Origin of the sequence: Rhodoplanes elegans, assembly GCF_016653355.1 — a bacterium.
GTDB lineage: Bacteria > Pseudomonadota > Alphaproteobacteria > Rhizobiales > Xanthobacteraceae > Rhodoplanes > Rhodoplanes elegans.
The window spans coordinates 1-12,881 of the sequence record NZ_NHSK01000185.1 but is presented as its reverse complement, the minus strand read 5'-3'; the positions used below and the strand labels follow the sequence as shown (position 1 = coordinate 12,881).

The following is a 12,881-nucleotide window of genomic DNA, read 5'->3' as shown; positions in this document are numbered from 1 at the left end:
GGGGTGGGGGGTGAGCCCCAAGCTCCGATTTCGCGGCTTACCCCCCTCCCTGTCCCTCCCCCACAAGGGGGGAGGGAACGGTCGACGCCAGCGCCTCGTTCTAATCAGATGAATCCTCGGCTCGCTGCCGGCCCGGTCCGTCCTCAATGATAGCTGTCGCCCTCGCGCACCTTGCCGCGGAAGAGCCAGTACACGAAGGCGACGTAGGCGAGGATGATGGGCAGCAAGATCACGGTGCCGGCCAGCATGAAGGCCTGGCTGGAGGGCGCCGCGGCGGCCTCCCAGATGGTCAGCACCGGCGGCACCGCGTACGGCCAGGTGGAGATCGCGAGCCCGAGGAAGCCGAGCAGGAAGAGCACGATGGTGCCGACGAAGGGCACGAAGTCGTGACGGTCGGTGGTGCGCCAGATGGTCAGCGCGACGGCGGCCGTGACCACCGGCACGATCCACAGCACGTAGATGCCCGGCGCCGCGAACCAGCGCGCGGCGATGCGCTCGAAGGCGAGTGGGGTCCACAGCGACACGGCGCCCATGAAGGCCATCACGAGGAGCAGCAGGCCGCGCGCCTGCTCGCGCGCCCGCTCGGCGACCGGGCCTTCCGTCTTCATGATCAGCCAGGTGGCACCGAGCAGCGCGTAGCCCGCCATCACGCCGAGCCCGCACAGGATCGCGAACGGCGTCGCCCAGTCGAACGCTCCGCCGGCGAACTCGCCGTTCGCCACCGTGATCCCCTGGATGAAGCCGCCCAGGATGACGCCCTGGAAGAACGCGGCCGCCGCCGAGCCGGCGAAGAACCCGAAGCTCCACAGCGCCGTGGTGTTGCCGTGCGGGTTGCGGAACTCGAACGAGACGCCGCGCAGCACCAGCGCCAGCAGCATGAAGATCACCGGCAGATACAGCGCCGGCATGACGATCGAGTAGGCGCGCGGGAAGGCGACCAGGAGACCGCCGCCGCCGAGCACCAGCCAGGTCTCGTTGCCGTCCCAGAACGGCGCGATCGACGACATCATCTGGTCGCGCTGGCGCTCGTTCTCGGCGAACGGGAAGAGAATGCCGATGCCGAGGTCGAAGCCGTCCATCACCACGTACAGGGCGACCGCGATCGCCAGCACGACGGCCCAGATCATCGGAAGGTCGAGGTCCATGGCGGGTGCTCCGTGCTGATCAGATCGTTCCGGTCACGTCTCGCCGGTCGCGCCGGTGCGCGTTGCACCTCTCCCCGCCTGCGGGGAGAGGTCGGATGTCGCGCGCCTGCGCGCGGCATCCGGGTGAGGGGGCGTCGCCGCGAGTCCGAGCGCTCCGGAAACGCCCCCTCATCCGTCTCGCCGCTACGCGGCGAGCCACCTTCTCCCCGCGCGCGGGGAGAAGGAAACGGGCGCCTCGCCTCGAACATGCGCCTCGCCTCGACCATGCGCACCGCCTCGACCATGCGCACCGCATTCGCATTCACCCTCGCAACGCCCGGCGGCTGATGTCGCGGGCGGCGGACTGCGGCCGCAGCGGCGTGCCGCTCGGCGGTTGGTCGGCGCCGTGCGCCAGGCCGTGCGCCAGCATGCGGTTGATGATGTAGATGCCCATCGAGAAGACGATCCCGTAGACGATCACGAACAGCGCCAGCGTCGTCGCGATGCTTCCGGCCGGCACCGGCGAGGCGGCGTCGGCGGTGCGCAGGATGCCATAGGCGACCCAGGGCTGGCGGCCGCTCTCGGTGACGATCCAGCCGGCGACGATCGCCGTGAAGCCGAACCACCAGGTGTTGCCGACGATCTTCAAGTACCAACCGGTGGTGAACAGCCGCCCGCGCCACCACAGCACCGCGCCGGCGATCGCGATGGCGACCATGGCGAAGCCGATCGCGATCATCACCCGGAAGGCGAAGAACACGTTCTTCACCGGCGGCCGGTCCTCGCGCGGAAAATCCTTCAGACCGGGGAAGAGGCCGTTCGGATCATGGGTGAGGATCAGCGACGAGGCGTTGGGGATCGAGATGGCGAAGCGATTGCTCTCGGTCTTCTCGTCCGGCCAGGCGAAGACGTGGAAGTCGCCGGGCTTGGAGCCGTCCCAGTGGCCCTCCATGGCGGCGATCTTGACCGGCTGGTGCTTCAGCGTGTTCAGCCCGTGCTGGTCGCCGATGAACACCTGCAGGGGCGCCAGCACGACGATCATGCCGACCGCCATCTTCACCATGATGCGGGCCTCGTCGTAGTGGCGCTCGGCCAGCACCCAGCGGGCACCGACGGCGAGCACCACGAAGGCCGTGGTGAGATAGGCGGCCGTCACCATGTGGGCGAGCCGGTAGGGGAAGCTCGGATTGAAGATGATGGCCCACCAGTCCTGCGGATGGGCGATGCCGTCGATCATCACGTGGCCGGCGGGCGTCTGCATCCACGAGTTGGCCGAGAGGATCCAGAACGCCGAGGTGGCGGTGCCGATCGCGACGATCACGGCCGAGAGCGCGTGCAGGACGGGCGGCACCCGGCCGCCGCCGCCGAACAGCATGATGCCGAGGAACGACGCCTCGAGGAAGAAGGCGGTCAGCACCTCGTAGCCGAGCATCGGCCCGATCACGTTGCCGACCACGACCGAGAAGCGGCTCCAGTTGGTGCCGAACTGATAGGACAGCACGATGCCGGAGACGACGCCGAGCGCGAACGACACGGCGAAGATGCGGGTCCAGAACTGGGCGAGGCGGGCGTAGCGCTCGTCGCCGGTGCGCAGCCGGATCAGCAGCAGCGTCGCGATATAGGCCGACAGGCCGATCGTGAAGCTCGGGAAGATGATGTGGAACGTGATGGTGAAGGCGAACTGCACACGGGCGAGCACAACCGGATCGAGATCCATCACGTCCAACCTCGCACGTCCAACCTCGGCAGGGAATTTTGTCGCGCAGCGGGCGCGCGGCCGGGGGCGGGTCGCGGGCCGGAATCGTGCGGGGCGGACGCGCAGCCACGCCCCGGTGTCGTGGGCGGGATGCATCCCGCCGGGCCGCGGCGCGCGGGAGCGCAGAGCGAATCCCTGCTGCGGCGTGCGAACAACGAAGCACGGTACTCCTTTGTTCCGCAGCGCAACAACGCGGCGTGACGGCGCAGCCCGGGTCGCGGCACATGGGACTCGCATGATCCGGTCATTCCGGGGCGGCGCGCTGCGCCGAACCCGGAATCCAGCCCAGCATTGCGAGCTTGCCGTTGGATGCCGGGTTCGCGGCTTCGCCGCGCCCCGGAATGACGATGTGATCGAAGCCCGCCGCGCCCGGCCCGGGCGCCTTCGATCCACAAGCCGATGCGGCACGCGCCTTGCTCGCAATTGCGGAGCACACGACCCAGCGCTAGAACCGACGGCGGGGGCAGGGCGCCGCCCGTCGTCGCGCCGGCCCGGACGGGGGACGCGACATGACCGAGACTCCAACCACCTCTGCCACCATCCGCAGGCCTGCCCCCGGCGGGCCGACGCTCGCCCCCGGCGAGCCGAAGGGATTCCTCGACCGCTATTTCGGCCTGACCGCGAGCGGCACCACGGTGCGCACCGAGGCGATTGCCGGGGTCACCACGTTCCTGACGATGGTCTACATCGTCTTCGTCAACCCGACGATCCTGGCCAATGCCGGCATGGACAAGGGCGCCGTGTTCGTCGCCACCTGCCTCGCCGCCGCGGTGTCGACCCTGGTCATGGCGCTCTACGCCAACTACCCGGTGGCGCTCGCCCCCGGCATGGGGCTCAACGCCTTCTTCGCCTTCACGGTCGTGCTCTCCTACAAGTACTCCTGGCAGCAGGCGCTCGGCGCCGTGTTCTGCTCCGGCGTGCTGTTCTTCCTCTTGTCGATCTTCCGGCTGCGCGAATACGTCATCAACGCCATCCCGAAGACGCTGAAGCTCGCCATCTCGGCCGGCGTCGGGCTGTTCCTCGGCATCATCGCGCTCGAGCAGTCGAAGATCGTCGTCGCCCATCCGGTGACGCTGGTCACGCTCGGTGACCTGCGCCAGCTGCCCGCCATCCTGTGCCTCACCGGCTTCGTGCTGATCGCGGCGCTGAACTCGCGCAACATCCTCGGCGGCACGCTGATCGGCATCCTGATCGTCACGCTGGTCGGCCTGCCGTTCGGCCTGACGACCTACACGGGCATCGTCGACGTGCCGCCGTCGCTGGCGCCGACCTTCCTGCAGCTCGACTTCTCGGCGATCTTCGAGCAGACCTTCATCGTCGTCGTGCTGAGCTTCCTGTTCATCGACGTGTTCGACAACGCCGGTACGCTGATCGGCGTCACCCACCGGGCCGGCCTGCTCGACGAGAAGGGCCACCTGCCGCGCATGAAGCAGGCGCTGCTCGCCGACTCCTTCGCCGCCATGTTCGGGTCGCTGATCGGCACCTCGACGACGACCAGCTACATCGAGAGCGCCGCCGGCGTGTCGGCCGGCGGCCGCACCGGCCTCACCGCCGTGTTCGTCGCGATCCTGTTCCTGCTGGCGCTGTTCTTCGCCCCGCTCGCCGGCATGATCCCGGCCTATGCGTCGGCGGCGGCGCTCCTCTACGTCGCCTGCCTGATGACCCACGGGCTCGCCGAGATCTCCTGGGAGGACGTCACTGAATACGCGCCCGCCGTGGTCGCCGCCGTCACCATGCCGCTGACCTACTCGATCGCCACCGGCATCGGGCTCGGCTTCATCACCTATGTGGCGGCCAAGCTCCTCTCCGGCCGCTTCCGCGACGTCTCGCCGGCCGTGATCGTCCTGGCGCTCCTGTTCGCCGGCAAGTTCGCGATGGGGTGAGTTGGCCGCGCAGCGGAACAGGCCACGTGCGTGTCCCGGCGAAAGCCGGGACCCAGGGGCGGCACGCGAGAGCGGCGGCTTATGAAAGCGTTATACGCGGGCGGAGAGGTCGGCCGGCCGGTTGCCCTCGGGACCGTGTCTGTCGGCGCGTCCGGCTCGCGCTGATGTTCTTGAAATGTTCTGCAACTCTGATATTGTGGTCGCGGTCTCCGTCGTGCTGAAAGAGTGTGTTCGGAATTCGGGGCTGATCATGATCGAGCGCGGGATGCGGGCCGCGGCGGTGGCCGGGGCGAGGCTGCTTGCGGCGAGGCTGCTTGTCGCGAGGCTGCCTGTAGCGAGGCTGCCTGTAGCGAGGGTCGCGGCGCTGGCCGTGGTGGGCGTGATCGGGCTCGGCCTGGTCGCCGTGGCGCCGGCCGCCGCGCAGGACCGGCGGCCGAACGAGCCCGGGCAGTTCGACTTCTACGTCCTGTCGCTGTCGTGGTCGCCGTCGTGGTGCGAGGAGAGCGCCGAGCGCCGCAACGGCCGCCCGGCCCGCGAGGACGGCGGCCGGCCGGATCCGCAATGCGGCGAGCGGCCGTTCTCGTTCGTCGTGCACGGGCTGTGGCCCCAGTACGAGCGCGGCTTCCCGGAATACTGCCAGGTGCCGGCGCCGCGGCTGAACCGCGAGATCGTCTCCGCGATGCTCGACCTGATGCCGAGCCCGCGCCTCGTCTTCCACGAATGGGACAAGCACGGCGTCTGCTCCGGCCTCGGGCCGCGCGGCTATTTCGAGGCGGTCCGCAAGGCGCGCGCCGTGGTCAAGATTCCGGAGGTCTATCTGGAGCCGGACCGCACCCTGATGGTGACGCCCGACGAGGTCGAGGAGGCTTTCGTCAAGGCCAATCCGGGGCTCGACCGTGCCGCCATCGCGGTCGGCTGCAGCCGCAACCGGCTGAGCGAGGTGCGCATCTGCCTGACCCGGGAGCTCGGCTTCCGGGCCTGTCCGGAGGTCGACCGCCGCGCCTGCCGGCGCGACCGGCTGTCGATGCCGCCGGTGCGGGGCGGATAGCGTCGGGACGGGCGAGATCGGGGCCGGCCGCCGCGGCCCGCCCGCATGGTGAACGAGGCGTTGCCGCGACGGGCGCGATTCTCGGGACCCGAAAGGGTGGATTCTGCGCCTGCCCGCCAACCGCCCGGTGAACCGCGGCGGACCAAGGTGTCTCCGGAGACGGAGACATGCGGCAAGACACCATCACGTTCACCCAGCGCCCGTTCGCCGAGCACCCGTTCACGGGCCGCCTGGTGAGCGCCGGCGCGCTCACCGACGGGGCCGGCGTCAGGGCGCGGCTGGAGGCTGACGCGCGGCTCGCCCTGCGCACCCTCGGGGTGTTCTACATCGCCCTGTGGGGGATCACGTGGCTGATCCTCGCCTATGGCGGCGAGCTCCTGCGGCCCGACCACGGTTGCCGCCTGGAAGGCCTCTCGGCGCTGTTCCTGTGGCACTGCACGGGCGGGGCGCACCTGCCCGTGGTGGCCGATCTCGCCAACGGCGTGCTCGCCAGCACGGTCTGGGCGCCCCTCGTCGTGCTCACCGCCGCCGTCCAGCCGGAGGTGCGGCTGGTCGCGTTCCTGGTGGTCGGCCTGCATGTCGTCGGCCTGCCGGCCGCGTTGCTGATCGCGATCCGGGGCGGCGAGCGGCTGTGCGACCGCATCGCCCGCCGCCCGTCCGGCGCCCCTTCCGGTGCCCCGTCCGCGACCGCTGCGTCGGACCCGGCGTCGGAGCCGTCGCTCGCGGTCGCGTCCCGGATCGCCGCGGTGGCCGCGGGTCCCGTCGCTGCGGACGGCACCGCGCCGCCGCCGCGGCCGAAGCGTCCGCAGGTCGCGCCGCGCACGACCTTCGGGCTGCGCCGCGCGATCCCGTCCTGATGCGCGCCCGGGCGACGTAGGCCGGCCGCCGGCAGGGCCCGTCGGGCGTTGGCGGCGCGCGCCGCTGGGCAACTGCGGCCCGACTGTGCGAGAAGCGCGCGAACGGCGCCGTCACGCGGCGCCCGCGACGATCGCGGCCCGCCGCCGCGCGTCGGTCCTCTCCGCCCGGTCGACGCCCCGATGAACTATCGCCACGCCTTTCATGCCGGCAATTTCGCCGACGTGCTCAAGCACGCGACGCTCGCCCGCATTCTTCACCATCTGTCGGAGAAACCCGCGGCCTTCCGGGTGATCGACACCCATGCGGGCGCCGGGCTCTACGATCTCGACGGGCCGGAGGCGAGCCGCACCGGCGAGTGGCGCGACGGCATCGCGCGCGTGCAGGCGGCCGCCAAGCCGGCCGCGGTCGCCGATCTGCTCGCGCCTTATCTCGACGTCGTGACGACGCTGTCCGGCTCGGAGATGCGTCGTTATCCCGGATCACCGGTGCTCGCCGCGAAACTGATGAGACCGCAGGATCGCCTCGTCGCCTGCGAGCTCGAGCCGGCGGCCGCGGCGGCTCTCGCACATGCACTCGGACGCGACGCGCGTGCGAAGAGCGTCGCGATCGACGGCTGGCTAGCACTGAAGGCTTATATTCCGCCGAAGGAGCGCCGCGGCCTCGTGCTGATCGATCCGCCGTTCGAGCAGCCGGACGAGTTCGCCCGTCTCGCACACGGCATCGTGAACGCGGTGCGCAAATGGCCGACCGGCGTCTATCTGATCTGGTATCCGGCGAAGGAGCGTCGCGGACCCGACACGCTCGTCGAAACCCTCGCTGCGGCGGGCATTCCCAAGCTCCTGCGCGTCGCGCTCGACGTCGGCGGAAACAGCGACGGGCTGCGCTCGACCGGCCTCCTCGTGATCAATCCGCCCTGGCGGCTCGCCGACGAGCTCGCTGTTCTGCTCGACTGGCTGGTGCCGGTGCTCTCACGCGGCAGCGGCGCCGGATCACGTCTCGACGCCGTCGGCGCGACGTGACACGGATCTCACAGATCAGACCCGCTTCCTCTTTTTGCGTCGTCGCCTCTATGTTAAAGTTTGATGGGGCTCTGACGTTCAGTCTCCGGTCCGGAGACGAGGGTGGGCTAGGCGGATGCCGAAGGTGATGCCGACGCGCTAGGCGACGAGGCCGACAGGCGAAGATGCCGACAGGCGACGATGCCGACCCGCGAGACGCTGATGCCGACGAGCGACATGCCAACGTCTTCCTGAACACGAATGTCCGGCCACGCCGTCGCGCCGCGAGGGCCGACGTCGAAGCAGCATGGGGATGGGAGTGTCCTCGATGGCAATGGCAGGTACCGTGAAGTTCTTCAACAGCGAGCGCGGCTACGGCTTCATCAAGCCGGACGACGGCGGTCGCGACGTGTTCGTGCACATCACCGCGGTCGAGCGGGCGGGCTTGAAGTCGCTCAACGAAGGTCAGCGGATCAGCTTCGATGTCGAGCCCGACAAGAAGGGAAAGGGTCCGAAGGCGGTCAATCTCGTCATCTCGTAGCTCACGAGACGCCTGCCGGCCGCGACGGATTGCTCCGATCGCGGCTCGCCCGGTGCGCGGCACGGCAGGGCGGAAAGGCCCGTAGAGACGGGTCGTCGCGACAGTGCGCGGGGTGCGGATCGCCCCGCCCGAGAGGCCGGAGCGGCCGCGCGACAGGATGTTCCCGGCGGCGACACGCCCGGACGATTTAGCCGGATACGACGAGGGGTGGCTGGCGCGGCGCGTGGTCCGTTCCGCCATTCGCCCGATGCGCCATTCGTCCGATCCGCCACTCGCATGATCCGCTGCCCGACGGTCCGGCGCTCGGACGGCCGGGATCGGCGCCACGACAAGCGATACGATGGGCGCCGCGATGGGTGCCGCGGTGAGCGCCACGATGGGGCGATGACGGACGTGATCAGACGATGATCTGATCAGGTCGCCGGCGAGGCTCGTCGCGTCGTGGCGTCCGTGCGGAGCCGTGCATCGGCCGTTCCGCCCCCTCCCGTTCATCGGATCGCGCCGGACGGCACGGCGTCCCGCTCGCCATCCTGCCGGAGGCCGTGCCGTCTCGCCGGAGGCCACGCGGCCCGGTCGCCGGGCGCCCCGAGGCGCCGGCTCCGGCGGCTGGCCGGCCGAGACCTCGGCGCACGAAAAAACCGCATCCCGGGACGACGTCGCGGCGAGAGCGCCGTCACGGCCGATGCCGTCGGGCCGAAGGCTCCGTAGGGCCGGCGGGCGGCCGCGCGTCGTCCGACGGGAGGGGCGGGGCAGCGCACGACGGATGCGCGGCTTCGGCCGTCGACGCGGCGTCTCCGCAGGCCGGAGTTGGAGCCCGGGTTCGGCGCGGTGCGCCGCCCCGGAACGACCGGGACATGCACGGTCGCTCGCCCGCGCGGACGGCGACCACCGAGAGGCTCTGTCTTCACCCCGAACCTGGCGCCGATGCGCTGCGGGCGTCTCCGAGACCCTCGCGCGCCTGCCCGAAAAAGCGAAACGCTCCGGCGTGGCGCGCCGGAGCGTCTCTGTCATCGGGCGAGCGGGGGGCCTGCGCGCGCCGATCCGAACCGTCGCGTCAGAACCGATAGTTCAACCCGAACCGGACGATGCTCGACTCGATGTCGGTGGTGAGCCCGACCATGGTGTAGGTCTCCTTGGTCAGGTCGACATAGAGATACTCGGCGCGGGCGCTCCAGTTGGGCGTGAACGCCACCTCGATGCCGGCGCCGGCCGCCCAGCCCGTATGCGTCTTCGTTTGCGACCAGCCGAACCACTCGACCTCGCCGCCGCCATAGGCGAAGCCGCCGGTGCCGTAGATCAGCACGTTGTTCATCGCCCAGCCGATGCGGCCGCGCAGCGTGCCGAACCACGGGTTGGAGAACTTGTAGGCCGCGAACGTGTCCTCGGCGCCGGAGAACTGGAAGTCGGTCTCCGCGCCGATGACGAACTGGTTGATCTGGTAGTTGTAGCCGGCCTGCAGGCCGCCGACGAAGCCGCTCGGGTTCATGTTGAAGGCGGCCGAGCCGAACTGGTAGCCGACGTTCACGCCGACATAGGCGCCGGTCCAGGTCTGCGGCGCCGCATAGGGCGGCGGCTGCTGGTAGGGGGCGCCGTAGCGGAGGTCGGCCGCGCCGGTCGGCGTCGCCAGCAGGGCGGCGATCAGTCCGGCCGAAAGGGTCGTCTTCTTCATCGTTGCCTCCACGTCGTCCGCCCCGGTGGTGCGCGCGGCAGACGACTCCCCAGGCGGGACTTGTCGTCCGCCATCGTGGGTCCCTGAGGACCGGCCGAAGGCGAAAAATGGATAATTTCGTGTTTCGATTTATCGCGGCATTCGAGTAAACCTTTCCTTACCTGGGCACGGCCACCACCCGTTAAGCTTAACCTGGCGTTTACGAGTGCTATCAGGTGGTTAACGCGACGGGCGTCGATCTCGGGCGAGCCCGCGGGGCGGGCCTGCGGGGTCCTTTCGAGGGGCGCTGCGGCGCCGCCCGACGGCCCGTTGCAAAGTCGGCGGCGAGCCAGCACAGTGCGGCCTCCGCTCGCAGCCCGATACCGCCGGACAACAGTGATCTCGCCGATGACCCAGCCGTCACCCGCGCCGCGTCCTGACGTGCCCGGCCTGGCCGCCCCCCGTTCGGGCGCCCCCCGTCCGGCGGCTCTCGTCACCGGGGGGGCGCAGCGCATCGGCCGGGCGATCGTCCGGGCGCTCGTCCGCGACGGCTACGCGGTGGCGATCCATGCCCGCGCCTCGGCGGCCGAGGCGGAGGCCCTGTGCGCCGAGATCGCGGCGGCGGGCGGCGTCGCCCGGCCGGTCGTCGCCGACCTCGCCGACCACGACGCGGTGCTGCGCCTCGTCCCGGCCGCCGTGGCGGCGGTCGGGCCGCTGACCCTGCTGGTCAACAATGCCTCGACCTTCGAGCGCGACGAGATCGGCGGGCTCGACCGGGCGTTGTTCGACCTCCACATGGCCGTCAACCTGCGGGCGCCCGTGTTCCTGGCCGAGGTCTTCGCCGCGCAGGCGCCGGCCGGCACCGACCCCTCGGTCGTCAACATCGTCGACCAGCGGGTCTACAAGCCGACCCCACGCTTCCTCTCCTACGGCCTGAGCAAGAGCGCGCTGCACACCGCGACGACGACGCTCGCCCAGGCCCTGGCGCCGCATGTGCGGGTCAACGCGGTGGCGCCCGGCCCGACCCTGCCCAGCCCGCGCCAGGATCTGGAGGCCTTCGCCCGCCAGGCGGCGGCCGTGCCGCTCGGCCGCGGGCCGTCGCCCGAGGAGGTCGCCGACGCCGTCCTCTACCTGGTGCGCGCCAGAAGCGTGACGGGCGAGACCATCGCGGTCGACGGCGGCCAGCGCCTCGCCTGGCAGACCCCGGACGCCGTCGGGGCGGAGGAGTGATCTCCGTCGTTCCGGGGCGGCGCGAAAGCGCCGAGCCCGGAACCCATAACCCCTGTCCGTCGTGAGCCACCGCCACAGGGCGTATGGATCCCGGGCTCGCGTACCTTGCAGGTCCGCGCCCCGGGATGACCGGCCTTGGAAGCAGCGCCCTGATCCCGACACGGACTGCTACGAAGAGGGGCCGAATCGCCCCCATATGACTCCCATGCAGAAGTCCGTCCAAAACCTCGACCCCGATCTCGACCCCGGCCCGGAGACCGACGACGAGGCCGAGGCGACGCTGCCCGAGCTGCCGGATCCGGAGAGCGAGGCGGCGCTGTCCGAAGCCGACGCCGGGACGCTCGCGGCCGGCCGCGAGGTGATCGCCCGGCATGCGAAGCTCGCGCCGGCGGCGCCCGGCGTCTACCGGATGATCGGGGCCGGCGGCGAGGTCCTCTATGTCGGCAAGGCCAAGGACATCCGCCGCCGCGTCGTCTCCTACACGCGGCCGACCGGCCTCTCCGCCCGCATCGCCCGGATGATCGCCGCGACGGTGGCGATGGAGTTCGTCTCGACCGCCACCGAGACCGAGGCGTTGCTGCTCGAGGCGAACCTGATCAAGCGCCTGCGGCCGCGCTTCAACGTGCTGCTGCGCGACGACAAGTCGTTCCCCTACATCCTGATCGCGGAGGACGGGCTGCCGGCGCAGATCTGCAAGCATCGCGGCGCCCGCAACCGCAAGGGCGAGTATTTCGGGCCGTTCGCGGCCGTGAACGCCGTCAACCGCACCATCACGGCGCTACAGCGCGCCTTCCTGCTGCGCTCCTGCACGGACGCCGTCTACGAGAGCCGCACCCGGCCGTGCCTCCTGCATCAGATCAAGCGCTGTGCGGCGCCCTGCACGGGCGAGATCGCGCCCGACGCCTACGGCGTGCTGGTCGGCGAGGCGAAGGCGTTCCTGTCCGGCAAGAGCCGGGCCGTGAAGGAGGAGCTGGCGACCGAGATGGAGGCGGCGGCGGCCGATCTTGATTTCGAGCGCGCCGCGGTGCTGCGCGACCGCCTCGCCGCCATGGCGGCCGTGCAGTCGCACCAGGGCATCAATCCGCGCGGCGTCGAGGAGGCCGACGTCTTCGCCATCCACCAGGAGGGCGGGTTCTCCTGCGTCGAGGTGTTCTTCTTCCGGGCCGGCCAGAACTGGGGCAACCGCGCCTATTTCCCCAAGGCCGACCGCACGCTTTCGCCGGAGGCCGTGCTCGCTGCCTTCCTGGCCCAGTTCTACGACGACAAGCCGGTGCCGCGGCTGGTGCTGCTCTCGCACGAGGTCGAGGAGTGCCGCCTTCTGGCCGAAGCTCTCTCGCTCAGAGCCGGGCGAAAAGTCGAGGTGAGCGTGCCGCGCCGCGGCGAGAAGAAGGAACTGGTCGACCATGCCGCGTCCAACGCCCGCGAGGCGCTCGGGCGAAAACTCGCCGAGACGGCGTCGCAGCAGCGCCTGCTGCAGGCGCTGGCCGAGACCTTCGGGCTGCCGAAAATGCCGCGCCGGGTCGAGGTCTACGACAACAGCCACATCCAGGGCTCGAACCCGGTCGGCGTCATGGTGGTGGCGGGGCCCGAGGGCTTCCGCAAGAGCCAGTACCGCAAGTTCAACATCCGCTCGACCGACCTCGCCCCCGGCGACGACTACGGGATGATGCGCGAGGTCTTGGAGCGCCGCTTCAAGCGGCTCTTGGGGGAGGGGAGGGTGGAGGCGAATGCGGGCGACGAGTCCGTGGATACGTCGAAGAGCCCCGCACCTCCCGAGAGCCCCCCACCCCTGACC

Annotated in this window: 10 protein-coding genes; 7 read left to right on the top strand and 3 right to left on the bottom strand. The window is 70.5% G+C overall.

The genetic code is table 11. From position 1 onward, the window contains the following. Window positions 1-143: 143 nt before the first annotated feature. Both cydB and CCR97_RS22485 read right to left on the bottom strand, forming a co-directional pair. Window positions 144-1,145 (bottom strand): cytochrome d ubiquinol oxidase subunit II, encoded by a 1,002-nt coding sequence (cydB, locus tag CCR97_RS22490; protein WP_111358580.1) that lies wholly within the window; start codon window positions 1,143-1,145, stop codon window positions 144-146. A gap of 301 nt (window positions 1,146-1,446) precedes the next feature. Beyond that, on the bottom strand, window positions 1,447-2,841 hold the full coding sequence (locus CCR97_RS22485; protein ID WP_111360544.1) for a cytochrome ubiquinol oxidase subunit I: 1,395 nt from the start codon (window positions 2,839-2,841) through the stop codon (window positions 1,447-1,449). Between the two features lie 548 nt (window positions 2,842-3,389). Between CCR97_RS22485 and CCR97_RS22480 the strand changes: the two genes are divergently transcribed. The 5 genes from CCR97_RS22480 (at window position 3,390) to CCR97_RS22460 (ending at window position 8,208) form a co-directional block, all read left to right on the top strand. Continuing rightward, entirely contained in the window at window positions 3,390-4,763 is a 1,374-nt protein-coding gene (locus tag CCR97_RS22480; protein WP_111360111.1) for an NCS2 family permease, read from the top strand. A gap of 370 nt (window positions 4,764-5,133) precedes the next feature. Beyond that, window positions 5,134-5,811 carry a ribonuclease T2 family protein gene (locus CCR97_RS22475; protein WP_245429215.1) on the top strand — a complete coding sequence of 226 codons (678 nt, stop codon included), beginning with the start codon at window positions 5,134-5,136 and terminating at the stop codon, window positions 5,809-5,811. A gap of 167 nt (window positions 5,812-5,978) precedes the next feature. Further along, window positions 5,979-6,668: a hypothetical protein gene (locus tag CCR97_RS22470; protein WP_201159870.1), complete on the top strand. Its 690-nt coding sequence runs from the start codon at window positions 5,979-5,981 to the stop codon at window positions 6,666-6,668. A 180-nt stretch (window positions 6,669-6,848) separates the two neighbouring features. Next, window positions 6,849-7,688, top strand: coding sequence for a 23S rRNA (adenine(2030)-N(6))-methyltransferase RlmJ (locus CCR97_RS22465; RefSeq protein WP_111359997.1), 840 nt, complete (start codon window positions 6,849-6,851; stop codon window positions 7,686-7,688). A 307-nt stretch (window positions 7,689-7,995) separates the two neighbouring features. Then, entirely contained in the window at window positions 7,996-8,208 is a 213-nt protein-coding gene (locus CCR97_RS22460; RefSeq protein WP_111359998.1) for a cold-shock protein, read from the top strand. A gap of 1,054 nt (window positions 8,209-9,262) precedes the next feature. On the opposite strand, the gene CCR97_RS22455 is transcribed toward CCR97_RS22460, so the two are convergent. Beyond that, window positions 9,263-9,877, bottom strand: coding sequence for an outer membrane protein (locus tag CCR97_RS22455; protein ID WP_111359999.1), 615 nt, complete (start codon window positions 9,875-9,877; stop codon window positions 9,263-9,265). Window positions 9,878-10,264: 387 nt separating this feature from the next. On the opposite strand from CCR97_RS22455, the gene CCR97_RS22450 reads away from it, so the two are divergent. Together CCR97_RS22450 and uvrC are read left to right on the top strand one after the other, a co-directional pair. Continuing rightward, on the top strand, window positions 10,265-11,086 hold the full coding sequence (locus tag CCR97_RS22450; protein ID WP_201159869.1) for an SDR family oxidoreductase: 822 nt from the start codon (window positions 10,265-10,267) through the stop codon (window positions 11,084-11,086). 205 nt (window positions 11,087-11,291) lie between these two features. Continuing rightward, a partial coding sequence (uvrC, locus tag CCR97_RS22445; RefSeq protein WP_244670617.1) for an excinuclease ABC subunit UvrC occupies window positions 11,292-12,881 on the top strand: 1,590 nt, incomplete at its 3' end.

What these genes read in the sequence shown, in the direction of transcription:
- CCR97_RS22465 (WP_111359997.1), top strand. Translation starts at nt 6,849, where the DNA reads ATGAACTATCGCCACGCCTTTCATGCCGGCAATTTCGCCGACGTGCTC.
- CCR97_RS22485 (WP_111360544.1), bottom strand. Translation starts at nt 2,841, where the DNA reads ATGGATCTCGATCCGGTTGTGCTCGCCCGTGTGCAGTTCGCCTTCACC.
- CCR97_RS22460 (WP_111359998.1), top strand. Translation starts at nt 7,996, where the DNA reads ATGGCAATGGCAGGTACCGTGAAGTTCTTCAACAGCGAGCGCGGCTAC.
- CCR97_RS22470 (WP_201159870.1), top strand. Translation starts at nt 5,979, where the DNA reads ATGCGGCAAGACACCATCACGTTCACCCAGCGCCCGTTCGCCGAGCAC.
- CCR97_RS22455 (WP_111359999.1), bottom strand. Translation starts at nt 9,877, where the DNA reads ATGAAGAAGACGACCCTTTCGGCCGGACTGATCGCCGCCCTGCTGGCG.
- CCR97_RS22450 (WP_201159869.1), top strand. Translation starts at nt 10,265, where the DNA reads ATGACCCAGCCGTCACCCGCGCCGCGTCCTGACGTGCCCGGCCTGGCC.
- CCR97_RS22480 (WP_111360111.1), top strand. Translation starts at nt 3,390, where the DNA reads ATGACCGAGACTCCAACCACCTCTGCCACCATCCGCAGGCCTGCCCCC.
- cydB (WP_111358580.1), bottom strand. Translation starts at nt 1,145, where the DNA reads ATGGACCTCGACCTTCCGATGATCTGGGCCGTCGTGCTGGCGATCGCG.